Below are 17,200 nucleotides of genomic sequence, written 5' to 3'. Positions count from 1 at the left end.
CTCACCCTGCAACGCGGCTTTTGGCGACTGGATCAATGCGGGCGGTGCCCTGCTCATCCTGCAAACGGACCGGCGCATCGTCGCGCACGGTCTGCACGCCTTGCGTAACGATCATGTCGCCTTCCTTAACTGCACCGTCGATCAATATGTTGGTCGAATTGCGCTGTACGATGCGCGCAGCGACTTTCTTCGCGACGCCTTCTTCCACGCGCCAGACGTAAGAGCCGTCGGCACCCCACTGGATAGCCAGTGGATCAACGGAAGGATAATTATCTCCCGGGAACAAGACAGTCACCGAGAACGACATGCCGGCGCGCAGGCGATCCTGATCGTTGTTGATCTCAGCACGAACATGCAATGTGCGGCTCGCTTCATCGAGCATATTATCAACAGCGTTGATTTCACCCTTATGCATCACACCGGGAAATGCTGTCGATTCGGCCGTCAGCGGCTGACCGACTTTGATCTGCGGTGCAAAACGTTCCGGCACCCAAATATCGATCAGCACCTTGGAGCGATCATCAATGCGGGCAATTGAAGTTTGTGCGGTGACATAATTCCCGGCATTAACCGGCAGAATACCAACAACACCGGAAATCGGCGCGCGTACCGTGCGGCGGCTCAGTGCGAGCTGCGCATCTTCCAGTACAAGCTTGGCGTTGGACAAAGCAAGATCAGCTTCAACTTCCTGAACAACGGTTGCCGTATTCGTGGCCCGCAAACGCGCGATGCGCTGCCGGGTGGTTTCAGCATCTTTCAACGCAATCTGTGCTTTGCTGACTGCAATGGTTTCGGTCTCATTGTCGAGGACCGCAATCGGATCACCCGCCTTGATGAAATCGCCCGCTTTCACAAGCAGTTCATTCATATAACCGCTCGAATAAGGCGTGACCGAAACTGTACTGAGGGCGCGTGCTGATCCGATGGCTGTCAGGCGATTGTTGATCGTCTCCTCGCCAGCCGGTTCAACAACAACGAGCGGAGCGCCGCGTCCCGAAGATGATCCATGCGCCTGCGGTCCGGGAGCTGCGCCTGATGCCGTTTGCGCCGAAGAGTCTTTATTTTTATAGATGTACCAACCGCCACCAGCGGCAATAACAATAAGCAGGCACAGAACAATCTGCTTCCAGGACTTCATTCAACTCTCCGGCAGGGCCTTGTCGAAGGCATCGACGGGCCTCTGATTCAAACCATCCATATTCACGTTGGGCGCAGGATAAGCTGCAAACAGTATCAAAATAATGATCGCCCCAATAGTTGCACCGAAAGTGCCACCATTGAAGCATCACAGATTTCCCTTTTTGCGAGTTTGCACGTCGCGATTCCGCACGTCGAGTTAAATTTCGGTAATGCTGGTAAAGGAACCCAACGGACCTGTTTCAATCAAAAGAGACAAAGCCCGTTGGAATTATCTCGCGCCACCATATATAGAAGGCGATATTTGTATGTTCGCATTGTGATGAGCTTTCTGAATAAGGCGCGGCCGCATCGCAGCCACACAGCCTGTCGATTTGGATTTAACGTATGGCGGCTGTTGAAAAAACCATGGATACGGGTGGGGTCGTTGCCGATACAGCCGCGCGTTCTCCCGCTACGGCATCCCCACAGGACGATAAGACTTCGCCCATCCATTTCACGCGCCTTCGCTGGCGCAACCGGCTTTCAAGCAAGCTCCTCATTCTGACGGCTCTTGCCGTTCTTATCGCTGAGGTTCTGATCTTCGTGCCATCTATCGCCAATATGCGGGTGCGCTGGATGAGTTCGCGCCTCGACACCGTGTATGCCGTCAGCGAAGTGCTTATTGCGAGCGGCAATATCAATATTCCACGCGAAGTTCAGGACAAGGTGCTGCTTGCAACCGGGACCAAGGCAATTGCTTTGCGCGAAGCGGGTGCATCTCATCTTCTCGCAATGAGCGAAATGCCGGGCACTATCGATCAGGTGGTCGATCTCAATAATATCAGTGAAGCCGCTGCGATCTGGGATGCGTTTGGAACGCTGTTTAACGGCGGCAATCGCACTTTGCGTATTTATGGATCGAACCCGCCATCCGCCAATCCCGGACGTATTATCGAAATCGTCACTTCAGATGCACCGCTGCGCCATGCCATGCTGAGTTATGCGACCAATGTTGCGATCATCTCTCTGCTTATTTCGGTGATTGCCGCGAGCCTCGTTTATCTCATCATTCACGAAATGCTGCTGCGCCCTGTGCGCCTCATGCATCGCAATATGATCGACTTTGCCTCAGCACCCGACAATCCAACCCGGATTCTTGTGCCAGAAAACCGCAAGGACGAGTTCGGCATTGCACAACGACAGATCGCACATATCCAAAGCGATTTGCAGCGCACGCTGAAAGAACAGAAGCATCTGGCCGATCTCGGCCTCGCGGTTTCCAAAATCAATCATGATATGCGCAACATTCTGGCATCAGCGCAGCTCATGTCAGACCGACTGGCCGACACTCAGGACCCGATGGTGCAGCGTTTCGCGCCAAAGCTCATCCACACGTTAAGCCGTGCCATCAATTACTCCGAAAGCGTTATGGCCTATGGCCGCTCGCAAGAGGCCCCGCCTGCCCCGCGCCGCGTACAATTAAGCACCGTCATTCTTGATGTGCAGGAAACGCTTAATCTGAAAGCGGAAAGCGGTATCGAGTTCGAAAATCTCATCCCCGTTGATTTTGAATTGAATGTCGATTCCGAACAGCTGTTCCGCGTGTTGCATAATCTGTGCCGTAACTCTGTGCAGGCGATGGAGCGTGATCGGCGCAGCGATGTATCTACCGTCAAGCGTCTCACACTTTCTGCAGGGAGAATCGGAACGACAACAATTATCGGCGTGGAAGACACTGGCCCTGGCCTGCCGCAGAAAGCGCGCGACAATCTCTTTACAGCGTTTAAGGGCTCCACACGAAGCGACGGGACAGGGCTTGGTCTTGCAATCGCGCAGGAACTGGTGCGCGCGCATGGCGGCACAATCGAACTGCGTGAAGATCGGCCCATTGGTGCGCATTTCGAGATTCGCCTTCCTGACTTGCCCAATTGGGGCGAAAGACGCAGCAATAAGCACGGCAGCGACGCGGCTTAAGCATCTTGTATCAATACAATGAAACGACACGCATCAGAGGATTGCGTTCGATATTAGAATTTCGCCCGACATAAATGCTGGTTCAAACCTGAAATTCAAAAAATCCACTCGATTCATCAAGTTGCTAGTGGGCTGATTCACTGCATGATTCCCGCTTTGCGAATGCTGTCTCGTCCTGAATTCACGCCATTGCCTGGCTTTCATGCGTTTTCCCCATTTCGAAACAGGCTCTAAAAGCCCGCAAAGCCGGGCATTGATAAGAAAACTTCACATAAGCGCATTTTTTTCCAAGAAGGTGCTTGCTTTTAGTAATCCGTCCGATTATCAACCGCCCATCGCCGCAGCAATCGCGGCACACAGGCAAGCACCCGTAGCTCAGCTGGATAGAGCACCAGACTACGAATCTGGGGGTCAGAGGTTCGAATCCTTTCGGGTGCGCCATTCTTTCTCAATAAAATTCAATGTTTTTTAGATCAGCGGTAACGCTGATTTACTAAATTTATTCAGCCGCTTAGCCGAGAAGACCCCCTGCAGGATTTTTACCTGTGCGGGAGCTACGCCAAGTGAGATGAATTTACTTTTTCATTCGCAAAATCAAATCGCAGATCATGGCGAACAGCAATGATATCTATCATTGTGTAGCTCGAAATTTTATCTCAGGGGGGATAGGACCTTCGTTTCCAACCTAAGGGAAACTGGTGCTGCGAGAGAGGATTGAACTCTCGGCCTCTCCATTACCAATGGAGTGCTCTACCACTGAGCTACCGCAGCATTCTCTTGAACGCGGCGGACTTCTGACACATCATTACGCAAATCGCAAGCAACCAATCACAATTATTTTCACATAATGTGGAAATCCCCCGCCCGCCTCCACAGAAGGCGCTTTTCCCGCGCTTTCTGCCGTAGTAAACAACCTTCATGAACGAAGATGACACCCACGACGAGAAACAAAATCAGGCGGACAGGCGCAAAAAGCGGCTTGCAGAGCAGCTTCGGGCGAATCTGGCACGTCGTAAAGCACAAACCCGTTCGCGCCGCGCCGGCGATGCCGACGAACGCAATACTGGTATTACTGCGGGAAAAGACGACACCGATTAACATGCGGTTCAATTTTCAAGGTTAGTATATCAGGCGGAACAAAACCGCAGCCGGCAAAGCCTTTCTTGAAGATAGCGAGTGGCTGCGATAAAAGCACAATTCAATTCTTGGTGGCGTCGCGGTTCGGCTATGATTCGTGATCGACGTAATTCCGCCGCAAGAACAGTCATTTCATAATGCAACGCCCGCAGGCATGAACGCTGCGGAATTTGCAAAAATCGATTACCGGGCAATGGCTTCGGCCCAGAAGGTGAAACAGCATGGATCGCATCAAAATCGTCGGCGGCAACAAGCTCAACGGCGTCATTCCCATCTCTGGCGCGAAAAATGCCGCGCTTCCTTTGATGATCGCCTCCCTTCTCACCGACGATACGCTGACGCTCGAAAACGTGCCGCATCTCGCCGATGTCGAGCAGCTGATCCGCATTCTTTCCAATCACGGCGTTGATTATTCGGTCAATGGACGCCGTGAGCACCAGAATGGTGCCTATTCGCGCACCATCCATTTCACAGCCCGCAATATCGTCGACACCGTTGCTCCTTATGAGCTGGTCTCCAAGATGCGTGCGAGCTTCTGGGTTATCGGACCGCTTCTGGCTCGTATGGGAGAAGCCACCGTTTCACTGCCCGGCGGCTGCGCAATCGGTACGCGCCCGGTTGACCTGCTGCTCGAATGCCTTCAGGCTCTCGGCGCGCAGATCGATATTGAAAACGGCTATGCCAAGGCGCGCGCGCCAAAGGGTGGCCTTGTTGGCGCACACTATCGCTTCCCGAAGGTTTCAGTTGGCGCAACCCACGTGATGCTGATGGCAGCAGTGCTGGCCAATGGCGAAACCATTATTGAGAACCCTGCACGCGAACCGGAAGTCGTCAATCTGGCGGATTGCCTCAACGCCATGGGCGCAAAAATCACCGGTGCTGGCACCGAGACGATCCATGTTCAGGGCGTGACCAGCCTGTCAGGTGCACGCGTTCGCGTTATTCCTGATCGCATTGAAACCGGCACGTATGCCATGGTTGTTGCGATGACCGGTGGCGACGTCCTGCTTGAAGGTGCTGAGGCAAGTCAGCTGACCGCAGCACTCGATACGCTGCGCAAAGCTGGTGCTGAAATCACCGAAACCAACAGTGGTCTGCGTGTTGTGCGCAATGGCCATGGCATTCATCCGGTAGACGTGACGACCGATCCATTCCCCGGCTTCCCTACCGATCTTCAGGCGCAGTTCATGGGCCTGATGACCATGGCAAAGGGAACGTCGCGCATTACCGAAACGATTTTCGAGAATCGCTTCATGCACGTGCAGGAACTGGCGCGCCTTGGCGCAAAGATTTCGCTGTCCGGTCAGACTGCAACCGTTGAAGGCGTCGAACGTCTCAAGGGTGCACAGGTTATGGCGACCGATCTGCGTGCTTCGGTTTCTCTCGTCATTGCAGGCCTTGCAGCTGAAGGTGAAACCATCGTCAACCGCGTCTATCACCTTGATCGCGGCTTTGAGCGTCTGGAAGAAAAGCTCTCGCGTTGCGGCGCGAATGTCGAACGCATCAGCGGTTAATTGCTTAAAAGCCGGAAATAAATTTCCGGCTTTTCTTTTATCGCAGGCAGATTAATCAACAGGCTGAAAAGCCTGTCGATTTTTTTGTGCTGGCATGTAAAGTTGCTTCCACATCATTTTGAAAATAGCAGGGAACGATGCCAGATATGGAAATGTTGAAGCTTGTGGCGCTGGATGAGGAGGATTTGCAGGTCCTGTCCGCCCATCTTCAGGATGCAGTCCTAAAAGTCTCCGATCTTCAATATCTTGCGAAGGACAAGCGTTTTGTCCTGACTGCCAACCGTTTTGCTTGGGAAGAGGCAAAGCCTAAACTGTTCCGCAAGCCGCAATATCAGCGTCGTCGCACGGCCCTGCATTTCAATCGTGTCACAGCTGCAAAAGCTACCGGCATCGACCGGCAAAAATCGGATGAAGTACTCTCGCTGCTGGCCATTCGTTTCGTTCCCGGTGAAGCGCCTGCCGGAACATTGGAACTGACTTTCTCGGCAAATGCGGCTATCCGTCTGGATGTAGAATGCATTGAAGCACAGTTGACGGATCTCGGTCCTGCCTGGGAAACAAATACCCTGCCGCGACACGACGCCTGATTGCCGCTGACAACCGCTTCACATACCTGACGGGCACCGCCCAGACTGACAATTAAAGGAATACCAGCGTGGTCACGACGCTCAGACAAAACGATCCCGATTTTGAACAGAAGTTTGCAGCTTTCCTCACCGGCAAGCGCGAAGTCTCGGAAGATGTGGATCGGGCTGCCCGCGAAATCGTTGATCGTGTGCGCCGCGAAGGCGATTCAGCGCTTATTGAATATTCGCAGCGGTTTGATCGTATCGATCTGAATAAGACCGGCATCCGCGTGACGGAAGCGGAAATCGATGCGGCCTTTGATGATGCACCGGCTTCAACCATTGAAGCTCTCAAACTCGCCCATGAGCGCATCGAAAAGCATCATGCGCGTCAGCTGCCCATGGACGACCGTTATACCGACGCGCTTGGCGTAGAACTCGGTTCGCGCTGGACGGCCATCGAAGCGGTTGGCCTATATGTGCCCGGCGGCACAGCGAGTTATCCAAGCTCAGTGCTGATGAATGCCGTGCCTGCGAAGGTCGCGGGCGTTGATCGGATTGTCATGGTCGTCCCCTCGCCCGATGGCAAGCTCAATCCGCTAGTTCTGGTTGCTGCACGGCTCGCAGGTGTGTCGGAGATTTACCGTGTCGGCGGGGCTCAAGCCATTGCAGCACTCGCCTATGGCACTGAAACCATTGAGCCGGTCGCCAAGATCGTCGGCCCTGGCAATGCCTATGTTGCTGCCGCCAAGCGCATTGTGTTCGGCACTGTTGGCATCGACATGATTGCAGGCCCTTCCGAAGTGCTGGTGATTGCCGATAAGGACAACAATCCCGATTGGCTGGCCGCTGATATTCTGGCGCAGGCAGAACATGACACTGCAGCACAGTCGATTCTGATGACCAATGATGAGCCTTTTGCAAAGGCTGTTGAAGAGGCTGTGGAGCGTCAGCTTAAAACCTTGCCGCGCGCTGAAACAGCCGCCGCAAGCTGGCGCGATTTCGGTGCCGTCATTCTGGTTGACGATTTTGAAGCAGCCATTCCGCTGGCAAACCGCATTGCTGCGGAGCATCTGGAAATCGCCACGGCAGATCCGGAAGCGCTTTTGCCAAAAATCCGCAATGCCGGTTCGGTCTTTATCGGCGCCTATACGCCGGAAGTGATCGGCGATTATGTCGGTGGATGCAATCACGTTCTGCCAACCGCGCGCTCTGCGCGTTTCTCGTCTGGCCTTTCGGTTCTTGATTATATGAAGCGCACCTCGCTTCTCAAACTCGGCCCGGATCAGTTACGCGCCCTCGGTCCCGCAGCTATCGAAATCGCTCGTGCCGAAGGCCTCGACGCCCACGCGCAGTCCGTTGCCATCCGGCTTAATCTATGAGGTATCATGACCGCCGGCGTTCCTAATGCCCGTCTTGTTGACGTCGAGCTCGATGAATCCATCGGCCGTTCGACGCCTGACGTCGAGCACGAACGCGCGGTCGCGATTTTTGACCTGATTGAAGAAAATGCCTTTCACCCGGTGGGTGATCATACCGGCGGGCCGTACAAGCTGAAGCTTTCGCTGATGGAATCACGCCTGATTTTTTCCATCATGCGTGAAAGCGGCGACGATGTTGCGACTCACATCCTCTCATTGACTCCATTGCGGCGTGTTGTGCGCGACTATTTTCTCGTTTGCGAAAGCTATTATGAGGCCATTCGCTCAGCGAGCCCCAGCAAGATTGAGGCAATCGACATGGGGCGGCGCGGCTTGCACAATGAAGGCTCGCAAACCCTGCAAACGCGACTGAACGGCAAGATCGAAGTCGATTTTGCGACCGCACGGCGTCTTTTCACGCTCGTCTGCGTGCTGCACTGGCGGGGCTGATCCTTGATGAGCAATCAGGAAGCGATTGTCCCAGCAGAAGAAAGCGAAGTCGTTAAACGGCCCACTTCTGTACTTTTCGTCTGCGGCAAGAATTCCATTCGTTCGCCAATTGCCGAACTTCTTGCAAGAAAGCTGCTTCCACCCAATATGTATATTGCTTCTGCCGGTGTTCAACGCGGCGAGCGCGACCCGTTTGTCGATGCCGTGCTCATTGAAGAAGGCCTGTCGCTCGATGCCCGGCAACCGCGCGGACTGGAAGAACTGGCGGACGGCTATTTTGATCTTATCATCACGCTTACCCCGCTCGCGCATCATACGGTGCTTGAACGGATGCGCGGCTTTTCAGTGGATGTGGAATATTGGCCCACGCCTGATCCAACACTTATGACGGGAAGCCGTGAGCAGATCCTGAATGCATATCGTGATGTGCGCGATCGCCTGAAGCGGCAAATCACAGAGCGATTAGCCCCAAAATAACATCGCCCAATTCGGTTGTTCACAAATGCCGTCTAATCATATAGGTTCCGGCCAAATTTAAAGCTGCGGCCCGATTTCGGGCCAATCTATCAAAGAAAGTAACAGGTATCGCATGGCGAAAGAAGAAGTCCTCGAATTTCCGGGCGTTGTTACGGAACTGCTGCCGAATGCAATGTTCCGCGTGAAGCTCGAAAACGAACATGAAATTATTGCCCACACTGCAGGCCGCATGCGCAAGAACCGCATCCGCGTTCTCGCCGGCGACAAGGTTCTGGTCGAAATGACCCCTTACGACCTGACCAAAGGCCGTATCACCTACCGCTTCAAGTAAGCAGCCCCTATCTTTCGGGAAACTTAGTTCCAGGAAAAACCTTGTCTATGAGTGCGCAACATAAGCTGGTTCTTGCCTCCGGCTCTCCCCGCAGGATCGAGCTTCTGGGGCAGGTCGGCATTGAGCCAGATCATATTCAGCCAGCAGATATTGACGAAACGCCTGAGCGCGCGGAACATCCGCGTTCACTGGCGCGTCGTCTTGCGCGTGAAAAGGCAAAAGCCGCACAGGAACAATTGAAGGGCGATGAAAACTTCGCCAATGCTTTTGTTCTGGCGGCTGACACGGTTGTTGCCGTGGGACGTCGTGTCCTGCCCAAGGCAGAAATCAACGACGAAGCACGGGAATGTTTGCGCCTTTTGTCAGGACGCACGCATAAGGTTTTCACCGGCGTGTGCCTTATTCTGCCCAACGGCAACCTGCGTCAGACGCTTGTAGAAACGCGCCTGCGTTTCGAGCGTCTGACACGCAAGCAGATTGACGCCTATCTCGCGTCAGGCGAGTGGCGCGGCAAGGCTGGTGGTTATGCCGTTCAGGGGCTTGCAGGCAGCTTTGTAGTCAAGCTGGTTGGATCATATACCAATGTGGTTGGCCTCCCCTTGCAGGAAACTGTAAGCTTGCTGGCCGATGGTGACTATCCGGTTTATGCCAATTGGATAAACGGCAAGGTCTGAGAATTCCCATGAGCGACAAGAAAGATATATCTGCAGCTGCCGGTTCGCGCGTTACACCGTTGCGCCCGACTCGCCCCTGTCCTGAATGTGGTAAGCCATCGGTTCGTGATACGTATCCGTTCTGCTCGCCACGTTGCAAAAGCATCGATCTCAATCGCTGGCTTTCGGGAAGCTATGTCATTCCTGGAAAAACGATTGAAGAAGAGGAAGAAAACGACAACTGAGGCTGGCAAACATCGATTTCCACAGCGAAATCGGCACTTTAGCGTGTTTATAAGAAATCTTATAAAAATTGCGATGGGGTGCTGGACAGCGCGAAATTTAATGCTATAACCCACCCACTTCCGGCGGACACCAACACCGCCACACGGTGAGAAATCACTGCAAGGATGCCCGGATAGCTCAGTTGGTAGAGCAGCGGATTGAAAATCCGCGTGTCGGCGGTTCAAATCCGTCTCCGGGCACCACTCTAAGCCCTTCATATAATTATCATATTTGACTTGTTTCATTTCTCAATCCAGTCAAGTTTGACGCTTTTTTCAGGCGGGTTTGACAGTTTTTGTTCTACGCCTGTTCATTTCAGCGTCTAAATCCGTCACGGTTGCCGACATTAATTTGCTCACATCTGCACGGCGCGAATAGTGCTTCGCCATGGCTTCGGTTTTGTGACCGAGCATCGCCGCAATCGTCTCATGATCCTTGCCCATTTCACGCAGAATCGTTGCCACGGTATGCCGCAATCCTTTGAGCGTTAGGCCGGGGTTAATCGTGCCAGTTTCTTCCAGCTTCTTTTTCAATTTCGCCCAGTTGGTGCTGAAGCCGTTATAGGTCCACGGCCTGCCATAGCTATTGGCGCAAACGGTAATTGCTGTATGTTTTGGTGCGCGCTCAAGAGCTTCAACAACAGGCGATGGAAGTGGCAACCAAACCGCAACGCCTGTTTTTCCGCGTTGAGTATCAATCTTGCCGTCGGATATTGATGAACGCGACAATTGCAGTGCGTCCTGTGGATCCAAGCCACAATACATCATAAGGATCATTGGCAACGCCATATGGCTGGGAAGCGCTTCAAGAACCGCATGGCGTTCCGCATCCGTCCAAGGACGGTTCGCGTCAGCAGTACCTTTTGGACGACGAATGCCCTTAATATTCAGCGCGGGATTGATCTTCACATAGCCGCGCTCAAGCCCCCAGGCGAACGTCAAAGCCATAACTGTCTTGACGTAGTTTCCAAAGCGGCGACCGTGCTTTTCAGCAGCCTTGTCGCGTATCTTCACAACAAGAGGCGGCGTGAAGCGATCAATTGGAGTATCAGCAATGGGCTGCAAATAATCGAAAATGCGCTGATAGTCTGCTTTGGTGCGCAAGGCGAGGTCTTGAAATGAAACACCCGCACGGTAACGAGAGATAAGCATTCCCAACGTTCCCGGCTTGGAATTTTCCCCCTTATCGAGCAAGGCTTGAATGCGCGAGCACTCAGCAAGAAACGATAAACTGCCAAGCGGAAACTTGACAGTATCAATCATTGTGCCGGTCTTGCGGTGACGACAACGCCATTTATATGGCAGCTTTTTATCCTGCCAGATTTGAAAACCTTTGACGCGAACGATTGCCATCAGCCCAACCTTTCAAGCAATCGATCATCGTCGCTGTTTCCACCCGTCTTTAATGCATCGATCCACGCATCGAGATCATGCATATCGTAAAGGCGGTCGCCATTCGGCATATCGATTTGAACGACTGTGCACATGCCCATGAAGTGCTTAACCGGAAGGCCGCAGTATTCTGCGGCATCCCTTGGCTTTAATAAGCGGCGTGGAGGTACTTTAATGTTAAGCGTGGCGCTCACCATAGCTCAGCCCTCCAATTTGCCCGAAATAGCCCGATAAGCAGGCAGAACAAGATTGATTGCAGCCTCATGAAATGGGCTGTCATGCCGCCATCTGACGGCCTTACGGTCATCTTTACTGAATGGCGGCCAAACACGGTATTCGCCGTCTCTCGACACCAGAGCCGCACCGCGAATGGTGAGGCCACCGGCAACGCTAAGGTCGGCATAGGCCAGCAAATCAAAGTCAGGCTTAGCCGCACCGTTATAAAGCCGCATTCCAAGAAGCTGCATATCCATTACCGCCCCCTTATCGAGCCAATCGCACAGCGACAGAAACCGCAGCCGCAGCCGCTGTTTCAACCGCATGGCCGATCAATGTATTTCCGGTGTTGCTGGCAGTGACTTTCTTGGCAGTCGCGTCCCAAAAGGCTTTCTGCCCCTCGATCAGCCCTGCACCTGTAGCCTTCGGAAGATCGAAAACGCCTTCCAGATAGGTTGATACTTTCTGCCCTACGCTGGCATCAGTTGCGGCAACGCCGAATAGATCACCAGTCAGAAAACCTTCACCCGACAAAACACCGTCAACAGGCGCGGTAAGATCAACAATATTTCCATGCTGCACATAGTTTCGCATATCAGTAGCCCTTAGAAACTCTAGGATAAATCAACCGGCGCGACGGCTTTAAAGCCGCCACAATCCGGGTTTCGAGATCAGCAATGGCAGCGGCCAATTCAGCGTCACTGCGATATTCGGTTTCATCATCCCCAAAGCGGGTCTTGCGAACACCTTCGGCCCGTAAGGCTCGAAGGTTTGCAAGCTGCTGCTGCATCTCGGTTACATTCATGGCTAAGCCGCCTTATGGTCAAGGCGTGTCCAGCTACGCCATTCAAGCCAGCCAAGGCCGAACGGGTGGCGTATCTTGAACTGCACTGCATCCGTATTGAAATCGATACGGCTGTCAGTGAAAGGCGCTTCCTGCCCTTGCAGATAGACGCGCACAGCGCCGTCCATTTTCGACGGTGCGGCAACCAACCATGATGCATCAGGATCAGTTAGGCGCGGCTCGACAACCACTTGCAGCTTTCCAGCGAGCGGGTTCACATCAGCGATTGCGGAAGCCTGAATGCTGGCAAGAAGGCGAAGCGCGGTTTCCTCAAAATCAGAATGCACAAGCCAGTGTGTCGGATAGACACCGATCATCACATTTCCAACGCCTTTACGCTTTGCCATCGCAGAGCGAGCGCCCATGATCTGCTTGACTTCCGTCTGACTATCCAGCGTGAAATCAACAATGTTGCCACGGCTGGCATGAAAAACTGTCTGGCCGTCTTTCATTTTCGGGCCGGACAAACTGCCTTGCTGCACATATGCAACCTGACGATCTGCAATTTCCGCAGCCATGCGCTTGCCAAACTGCGTACCGTCATTGCCAAGTCGAGAACCGGCATTGATCGTCAATTCGTATGACTTGCTTGTAATGCCGCCGATCACGGCAACACTAACAGTTTCGCCTGTTTCGTGAATGAACGAATGCTTGTATTCGCCGCTCTCCAATTTGTCGGCAATTGCAAGGCTGGTCCAATCAGCAAGGCCACGTGTTTCTGCATTGAATGTCGAAACACTATCGCGACCAAACAAAGCTGCCATAGGCGAAGCCGCTGCATCCAATTCACGGCGCATAGCAAGATTGAAAGTACCGCCTGCAATCAGCGGAAAATCGGACGTGGTGGCAGCGCGGCGCACAACCTCCGCATCAGATAGGCCAATTGTTGTGATACCAGCATTACGGCAAAGGCGTTCAGCCAATGCGCGTTCACCCTGTGCAAACACTTCCGCAGCCTGTCCATTCGGCTGTTCGCCACGATTAACAGCATCGTAGAAATTCACAACGGCATTGCGCAGAACAACAGGATTGTCGAGCGTGTCATCATTATGCTGGCGGATTGTGCGGACAGGCGGAGCGCTACGCTCTACCGCTGCAAGCGCCAAGGCAGTGCGCTCACTGTCTGGCGCATCAGAGTTGCGCAGCGCTTCACGCACCGCATCTGGAACGCCAGCGGCACGGCAAACCGTGTCCCACTGTTCAACCGACATGCGGTTGATTTCGATCACATCTTCGGGGTCCATAGGACGGCTCCTGATTTTTGAATGGGGATCAGCAGGATTAACCACAAAGCTGCCCTCGATCAGCTTCCCAGAAAGGGCTGTTCTGATCTTGCGGCCTGTTGCTGGGTCTTTGCTGTCACGCCATTTCGAAACTGAAAAGGAAATGGAAAAACTCGATTGCACGCCATCCTTAAGATTGGCTGCGAGCGCGTCATTATCAGCGCGCGAAGATAAGCGCCCTTCGGCTATGAGGGCTTGAATGTCGCCTTCGATTGTTTCGAGGCGGAAGTTTTTAAGAATGCCCACCGTGTCACGAACACTGATGGAATGATCTGTTTGCAGTGGCAGGCTTTCCGGCCAGCCGGTGGCACCGAACGAAGCAAGGTCCAGAACTTCAAAATGGTTTCCACAATTCACGGGTGCAGATGTTGCAACAACAACCGTGAATGAGCGGGTTTCTGGATCATAACTATTCGGCTTGGACTGTGCCTGAAACCGACGAACAAGATTTGTCATTGCTTATTTCCTTGAGTTTTGACGGTTTTGTCGGCTTCAAATTCTGACTGCACAGTCTCATATTCGCGGCCCCGCGCTTCGATGATCTCCTTGCGAGACTTCAAACCAGCATTCAGCAGGGAAATATCGGCATTGGCTTCCTTGAGACGGTCGATTTCAGGCCAGCTTGGTTCGATCCAACCATGGTCAAGATCAGCTCTAATCCGACCTGCCAGTCGCTCGATTGCCTGCCAGCGCGTGAACACCGGGTCGAGAACGCCCTCAATCAAAATAACTTTGCGAGTGGCTTCCGCCTTGCGGCGTGCCGTCAATGCGCCACCGCGAAAGCTGGAATAATTTACGCCCTCAAGATCGCCGATCAGGTCTTCATATGTCACGCCAAGGGACGCCGCTATCTGACGATAAAGCACCTTGATAAAAGCATTAAAGTCCGGCGACTGTGGACCGTTGACGACTTCAACCTGTTCGCCCGGACGTGCGCGAATAATTGCGCCCGGTTCCAATGAAGGATTAGGCTCACCATCAAAAGCATCTGTGCCGTCAGGACTGGTCAAGATTGCTGTCAGCATAGCACTGACTTGCAACTGCTTGAGCCGCGCTTCTATGGCAATGCTTGCATTGTTGAGAACCGGCAACGTTGCGACAAGCGCACTGATACCACGCACCTGTCCGGGAAACTCATGCTCAAATACATGCACAACGTCCGATGCATCAAAACGAACTGATTGCGTGTTACGGGCAAATGGATCGCCGGGAGAGTTCGGCAATATCCAATAACCAGCAATCACGCCAAGGCCATCCCGCTCGACACCGGCAACGATAGAGCCGGATGCATCCAAATCTTCATTCTTGGAGCGATCAAGCTGTTCCGGGTCGAGAAGCTGGAAAGCGTACCGGCCATCAATCACACGATGCAAACCAAGGATTTCACCGCTGATCACCCATGAGCGAACCGAGGCACGTTGCATGGCCGTAATCGACATAAGCGCAGATGGATCAATGCGCGAAGTGTTGAACCGTGCATCAACAATCTGATCAGGTGTATTCAACCGAACACCACTGCCCACGATCTGCGACACAACCAGATTGACCGCCGAACGTACCACGGGATCATTTACATAAAGCCCAGCAACACGCTGCGAAACTGTCTGGCCTACCTGACGAATATCAGCCGAACCAGAGATAACACGTGGATCATCCGGCCAGTTTATGCTTGCAGCGTTCACAGCGCGTTTAACTGGCTTGGATGAAGGGTTGAATAGCTTTCCAAACAAACTAGCCATCATTTATCCATTGAACTTAGACGGTTGATCACGTTTGCTAAGATCGCCGAAAGGCTAACCAAGGAAAAAGAAGCGGCCCCATCAGATAACAAAGACGAAACTTTATTGGTGAGGCTCGAAATGTCGTGGAAAATTATCCCACCAATATGATTTCCTCCGCCATCAACTTCACGGCCACACAATACAAACACTTCACCGCCACTAATTGTTTTGTCGTATGAAGGCTGAATGCCGGAAAAGAAATCATATGATCCCTCGGCAATAAATTGCGCCAGCGTATGATTACCTTGTGAAGCTAATACTTCTGAAAATGCAGCAACTTGGCACAGGTTTGCGAATGATAGACGAGTCCACTTTCCGCTTTCCAAAGGAATTTCAAACTTGCCACGCTTTATCCAAGAGCGAAGCGTTTCAATATCCACATCTGCCGCCCAAGCTGCATCTGATACCGTAAAGGTACGATTTAGAAACTTTGAAAGCACTGCACATCTCCTATAAAACTAGGGCAACTGTACCTCTTTTTTCAAAGTAGTGCAATTGCCCCGCTTTTAAAAGATCAATTTTGAGTACCCCACCAATAACCAAATACTAATATGCGGCGTTACGGTGTGGATAAGTTTCCGCTATGAGCGCGGTGGGCCGCGTGTTCTCTCATTTCAACGCCCTCCAACGCTGCCAGTGCATTGAGCGCCTTCTTATCCGCAACCTCAAGAACGCGGCTTACGCCACCGAGAATGTTGTTATATGGACGTGACAAATCTTCACTGATGTTTCCCAAACATTCGATAGCAGTGCGCAATAACGCCGAAACGTCATATGCATCATCAATTGCCAGATTGAGTTCATCTTTATCGATCATGGCAAAATAACTCCCTTTTCAGCACAAATACGACGTGCATAAGCAAGGGCTTCGCGTTTTTGGTTCGAATCTAAGCCCGACCACAACAGCAAAATTTCCGCGTCAATTTCAGACAAGCCTTCGGCGTTCGCCGGAATGGATGGTTTCGGCATCAGTTGCTCCATAAGTGAACTTCATGTATTATGTTAATCATCATGCTCAACATCGGGCATATTGTCAACACTATGCACAATGTTGGGCTTCATGCACATAACACCAGCACAATGCCGCGCCGCTCGTGCGCTGCTAGAAATGGAGCAAGCCAAACTTGCAGACGCTGCGAACGTCTCGCGGAATACGATTGTGGATTTTGAGAAGGGTCGTCGCACACCCAATATCAACAACCTGATCGCTATTCAGAATGCGCTAGAAGCATCTGGAGTAATTTTCGTCGCCGAGAATGGCGAAGGACCGGGTGTAAGATTAAAAAAGACGATTTAGTTTTGTGCAGGTTATGATGGAAGTATTTCTAGAAATTATTAATTCACAGATAGTGCAGGCACTCCTAATCGCATCTATCATAGGAATTACTGCGAGATTATTCTCCCCAAAAGGAAAACTTATTTGGGGGGTGTCTCATCAGCATTATTACAACATGCCTAAAATCGAAGGTGATGGAACTTTTCCAGTCGTCACGCAACAAATATGGTTTCAGAATCTCGGACGGCTCCCAATCGAAGAAATTGAAGTTGTAATTAACTGGAAACCACAACACTATGAAATTTGGTTCCCGCGCGAATGGCAACCAAGCGAAACACCTGACAAACGGTTTCTACTTAAAGTTCCGTCATTAAGTGCGAGAGAGTTATTCACGCTTTCAATGATCGACACTCGACCAGAGTTACCCGAGATTTTAAATGTGAGATGGAAAGGCGGCATCGGTAGAAGGGTACTAATGAGTC

22 protein-coding genes and 3 tRNA genes are annotated in these 17,200 nt (G+C 52.3%); 13 read left to right on the top strand and 12 right to left on the bottom strand.

Going from position 1 to position 17,200, the window contains the following annotated elements:
* Position 1: 1 nt before the first annotated feature.
* Positions 2-1,138, bottom strand: coding sequence for an efflux RND transporter periplasmic adaptor subunit (locus tag C9380_RS02285; protein WP_128092914.1), 1,137 nt, complete (start codon positions 1,136-1,138; stop codon positions 2-4).
* 386 nt (positions 1,139-1,524) lie between these two features.
* Between C9380_RS02285 and C9380_RS02280 the strand changes: the two genes are divergently transcribed.
* Both C9380_RS02280 and C9380_RS02275 read left to right on the top strand, forming a co-directional pair.
* Positions 1,525-3,093, top strand: coding sequence for a sensor histidine kinase (locus tag C9380_RS02280; protein WP_128092913.1), 1,569 nt, complete (start codon positions 1,525-1,527; stop codon positions 3,091-3,093).
* A 364-nt stretch (positions 3,094-3,457) separates the two neighbouring features.
* A tRNA-Arg gene (locus tag C9380_RS02275) sits at positions 3,458-3,534 on the top strand.
* Positions 3,535-3,789: 255 nt separating this feature from the next.
* Here the strand turns inward: C9380_RS02275 and C9380_RS02270 are convergent.
* Positions 3,790-3,864 (bottom strand) — tRNA-Thr (locus tag C9380_RS02270).
* 147 nt (positions 3,865-4,011) lie between these two features.
* Here C9380_RS02270 and C9380_RS02265 point away from each other — a divergent pair.
* The 10 genes from C9380_RS02265 to C9380_RS02220 all read left to right on the top strand — a co-directional run bounded on the left by C9380_RS02265 (position 4,012) and on the right by C9380_RS02220 (position 10,130).
* Positions 4,012-4,191, top strand: a complete 180-nt coding sequence (locus tag C9380_RS02265) for a hypothetical protein (protein ID WP_024898065.1) — start codon at positions 4,012-4,014, stop codon at positions 4,189-4,191.
* A gap of 260 nt (positions 4,192-4,451) precedes the next feature.
* The gene (gene murA, locus C9380_RS02260) at positions 4,452-5,744 is read left to right on the top strand and encodes a UDP-N-acetylglucosamine 1-carboxyvinyltransferase (protein WP_100559783.1); all 1,293 of its coding nucleotides are present in this window, start codon (positions 4,452-4,454) and stop codon (positions 5,742-5,744) included.
* Positions 5,745-5,890: 146 nt separating this feature from the next.
* Positions 5,891-6,331 (top strand): DUF2948 family protein, encoded by a 441-nt coding sequence (locus tag C9380_RS02255; RefSeq protein WP_024898067.1) that lies wholly within the window; start codon positions 5,891-5,893, stop codon positions 6,329-6,331.
* 68 nt (positions 6,332-6,399) lie between these two features.
* On the top strand, positions 6,400-7,692 hold the full coding sequence (gene hisD / locus C9380_RS02250; RefSeq protein WP_128092912.1) for a histidinol dehydrogenase: 1,293 nt from the start codon (positions 6,400-6,402) through the stop codon (positions 7,690-7,692).
* Positions 7,693-7,698: 6 nt separating this feature from the next.
* Positions 7,699-8,181, top strand: a complete 483-nt coding sequence (locus tag C9380_RS02245) for a UPF0262 family protein (protein ID WP_024898069.1) — start codon at positions 7,699-7,701, stop codon at positions 8,179-8,181.
* A 6-nt stretch (positions 8,182-8,187) separates the two neighbouring features.
* On the top strand, positions 8,188-8,658 hold the full coding sequence (locus tag C9380_RS02240) for an arsenate-mycothiol transferase ArsC (protein ID WP_105705409.1): 471 nt from the start codon (positions 8,188-8,190) through the stop codon (positions 8,656-8,658).
* Between the two features lie 112 nt (positions 8,659-8,770).
* Positions 8,771-8,989 carry a translation initiation factor IF-1 gene (infA, locus tag C9380_RS02235; RefSeq protein WP_002965531.1) on the top strand — a complete coding sequence of 73 codons (219 nt, stop codon included), beginning with the start codon at positions 8,771-8,773 and terminating at the stop codon, positions 8,987-8,989.
* Positions 8,990-9,036: 47 nt separating this feature from the next.
* Positions 9,037-9,663, top strand: a complete 627-nt coding sequence (locus C9380_RS02230; protein WP_024898071.1) for a Maf-like protein — start codon at positions 9,037-9,039, stop codon at positions 9,661-9,663.
* 8 nt (positions 9,664-9,671) lie between these two features.
* Positions 9,672-9,887, top strand: coding sequence for a DNA gyrase inhibitor YacG (yacG, locus tag C9380_RS02225; RefSeq protein WP_024898072.1), 216 nt, complete (start codon positions 9,672-9,674; stop codon positions 9,885-9,887).
* 167 nt (positions 9,888-10,054) lie between these two features.
* Positions 10,055-10,130 (top strand) — tRNA-Phe (locus C9380_RS02220).
* Positions 10,131-10,202: 72 nt separating this feature from the next.
* Here C9380_RS02220 and C9380_RS02215 read toward each other — a convergent pair.
* The 10 genes from C9380_RS02215 to C9380_RS26725 form a co-directional block, all read right to left on the bottom strand.
* Positions 10,203-11,279: a tyrosine-type recombinase/integrase gene (locus C9380_RS02215; RefSeq protein WP_128092911.1), complete on the bottom strand. Its 1,077-nt coding sequence runs from the start codon at positions 11,277-11,279 to the stop codon at positions 10,203-10,205.
* Entirely contained in the window at positions 11,279-11,413 is a 135-nt protein-coding gene (locus tag C9380_RS28315; protein ID WP_282183923.1) for a hypothetical protein, read from the bottom strand. The genes C9380_RS02215 and C9380_RS28315 overlap by 1 nt, the downstream gene beginning before the upstream one ends.
* Before the next feature lie 105 nt (positions 11,414-11,518).
* Entirely contained in the window at positions 11,519-11,791 is a 273-nt protein-coding gene (locus C9380_RS02205; RefSeq protein WP_128092909.1) for a hypothetical protein, read from the bottom strand.
* A 10-nt stretch (positions 11,792-11,801) separates the two neighbouring features.
* A complete protein-coding gene (locus C9380_RS02200) occupies positions 11,802-12,128 on the bottom strand; it encodes a DUF2190 family protein (RefSeq protein ID WP_128092908.1) in 327 nt (108 codons plus the stop codon).
* A 1-nt stretch (position 12,129) separates the two neighbouring features.
* A complete protein-coding gene (locus C9380_RS02195; protein ID WP_128092907.1) occupies positions 12,130-12,339 on the bottom strand; it encodes a phage head-tail joining protein in 210 nt (69 codons plus the stop codon).
* Positions 12,340-12,341: 2 nt separating this feature from the next.
* Complete coding sequence (locus C9380_RS02190; protein ID WP_128092906.1) at positions 12,342-14,117, bottom strand: phage major capsid protein; 1,776 nt, start codon at positions 14,115-14,117, stop codon at positions 12,342-12,344.
* Entirely contained in the window at positions 14,114-15,400 is a 1,287-nt protein-coding gene (locus C9380_RS02185) for a phage portal protein (RefSeq protein ID WP_128092905.1), read from the bottom strand. The genes C9380_RS02190 and C9380_RS02185 overlap by 4 nt, the downstream gene beginning before the upstream one ends.
* Positions 15,400-15,882, bottom strand: a complete 483-nt coding sequence (locus C9380_RS02180) for a hypothetical protein (RefSeq protein WP_128092904.1) — start codon at positions 15,880-15,882, stop codon at positions 15,400-15,402. The genes C9380_RS02185 and C9380_RS02180 overlap by 1 nt, the downstream gene beginning before the upstream one ends.
* A 119-nt stretch (positions 15,883-16,001) precedes the next feature.
* Positions 16,002-16,259, bottom strand: coding sequence for a hypothetical protein (locus C9380_RS02175; RefSeq protein ID WP_128092903.1), 258 nt, complete (start codon positions 16,257-16,259; stop codon positions 16,002-16,004).
* Positions 16,256-16,411, bottom strand: a complete 156-nt coding sequence (locus tag C9380_RS26725) for a hypothetical protein (RefSeq protein WP_164844630.1) — start codon at positions 16,409-16,411, stop codon at positions 16,256-16,258. Before C9380_RS26725 ends, C9380_RS02175 begins: the two co-directional genes overlap by 4 nt.
* A gap of 91 nt (positions 16,412-16,502) precedes the next feature.
* Between C9380_RS26725 and C9380_RS02170 the strand changes: the two genes are divergently transcribed.
* Positions 16,503-16,739: a helix-turn-helix transcriptional regulator gene (locus tag C9380_RS02170; RefSeq protein WP_128092902.1), complete on the top strand. Its 237-nt coding sequence runs from the start codon at positions 16,503-16,505 to the stop codon at positions 16,737-16,739.
* The last annotated feature ends 461 nt before the right edge of the window (positions 16,740-17,200 follow it).

Origin of the sequence: Brucella pituitosa, assembly GCF_003049685.1 — a bacterium.
GTDB lineage: Bacteria > Pseudomonadota > Alphaproteobacteria > Rhizobiales > Rhizobiaceae > Brucella > Brucella pituitosa.
The sequence above is the reverse complement of the archived record's forward strand: the minus strand, read 5'-3'. Positions and strand labels throughout refer to the sequence as shown.

Bases quoted from the DNA above. Each gene is read 5' to 3' on its own strand.
- C9380_RS02185 (WP_128092905.1), bottom strand. From the start codon at position 15,400: ATGGCTAGTTTGTTTGGAAAGCTATTCAACCCTTCATCCAAGCCAGTT.
- C9380_RS02170 (WP_128092902.1), top strand. From the start codon at position 16,503: ATGCACATAACACCAGCACAATGCCGCGCCGCTCGTGCGCTGCTAGAA.
- murA (WP_100559783.1), top strand. From the start codon at position 4,452: ATGGATCGCATCAAAATCGTCGGCGGCAACAAGCTCAACGGCGTCATT.
- C9380_RS02205 (WP_128092909.1), bottom strand. From the start codon at position 11,791: ATGGATATGCAGCTTCTTGGAATGCGGCTTTATAACGGTGCGGCTAAG.
- yacG (WP_024898072.1), top strand. From the start codon at position 9,672: ATGAGCGACAAGAAAGATATATCTGCAGCTGCCGGTTCGCGCGTTACA.
- C9380_RS02255 (WP_024898067.1), top strand. From the start codon at position 5,891: ATGGAAATGTTGAAGCTTGTGGCGCTGGATGAGGAGGATTTGCAGGTC.
- C9380_RS26725 (WP_164844630.1), bottom strand. From the start codon at position 16,411: ATGCCGAAACCATCCATTCCGGCGAACGCCGAAGGCTTGTCTGAAATT.
- C9380_RS02265 (WP_024898065.1), top strand. From the start codon at position 4,012: ATGAACGAAGATGACACCCACGACGAGAAACAAAATCAGGCGGACAGG.
- C9380_RS02195 (WP_128092907.1), bottom strand. From the start codon at position 12,339: ATGAATGTAACCGAGATGCAGCAGCAGCTTGCAAACCTTCGAGCCTTA.
- C9380_RS02200 (WP_128092908.1), bottom strand. From the start codon at position 12,128: ATGCGAAACTATGTGCAGCATGGAAATATTGTTGATCTTACCGCGCCT.
- C9380_RS28315 (WP_282183923.1), bottom strand. From the start codon at position 11,413: ATGTGCACAGTCGTTCAAATCGATATGCCGAATGGCGACCGCCTTTAC.
- C9380_RS02175 (WP_128092903.1), bottom strand. From the start codon at position 16,259: ATGATCGATAAAGATGAACTCAATCTGGCAATTGATGATGCATATGAC.
- C9380_RS02190 (WP_128092906.1), bottom strand. From the start codon at position 14,117: ATGACAAATCTTGTTCGTCGGTTTCAGGCACAGTCCAAGCCGAATAGT.
- C9380_RS02245 (WP_024898069.1), top strand. From the start codon at position 7,699: ATGACCGCCGGCGTTCCTAATGCCCGTCTTGTTGACGTCGAGCTCGAT.
- infA (WP_002965531.1), top strand. From the start codon at position 8,771: ATGGCGAAAGAAGAAGTCCTCGAATTTCCGGGCGTTGTTACGGAACTG.
- C9380_RS02280 (WP_128092913.1), top strand. From the start codon at position 1,525: ATGGCGGCTGTTGAAAAAACCATGGATACGGGTGGGGTCGTTGCCGAT.
- C9380_RS02285 (WP_128092914.1), bottom strand. From the start codon at position 1,138: ATGAAGTCCTGGAAGCAGATTGTTCTGTGCCTGCTTATTGTTATTGCC.
- C9380_RS02240 (WP_105705409.1), top strand. From the start codon at position 8,188: ATGAGCAATCAGGAAGCGATTGTCCCAGCAGAAGAAAGCGAAGTCGTT.
- C9380_RS02215 (WP_128092911.1), bottom strand. From the start codon at position 11,279: ATGGCAATCGTTCGCGTCAAAGGTTTTCAAATCTGGCAGGATAAAAAG.
- C9380_RS02230 (WP_024898071.1), top strand. From the start codon at position 9,037: ATGAGTGCGCAACATAAGCTGGTTCTTGCCTCCGGCTCTCCCCGCAGG.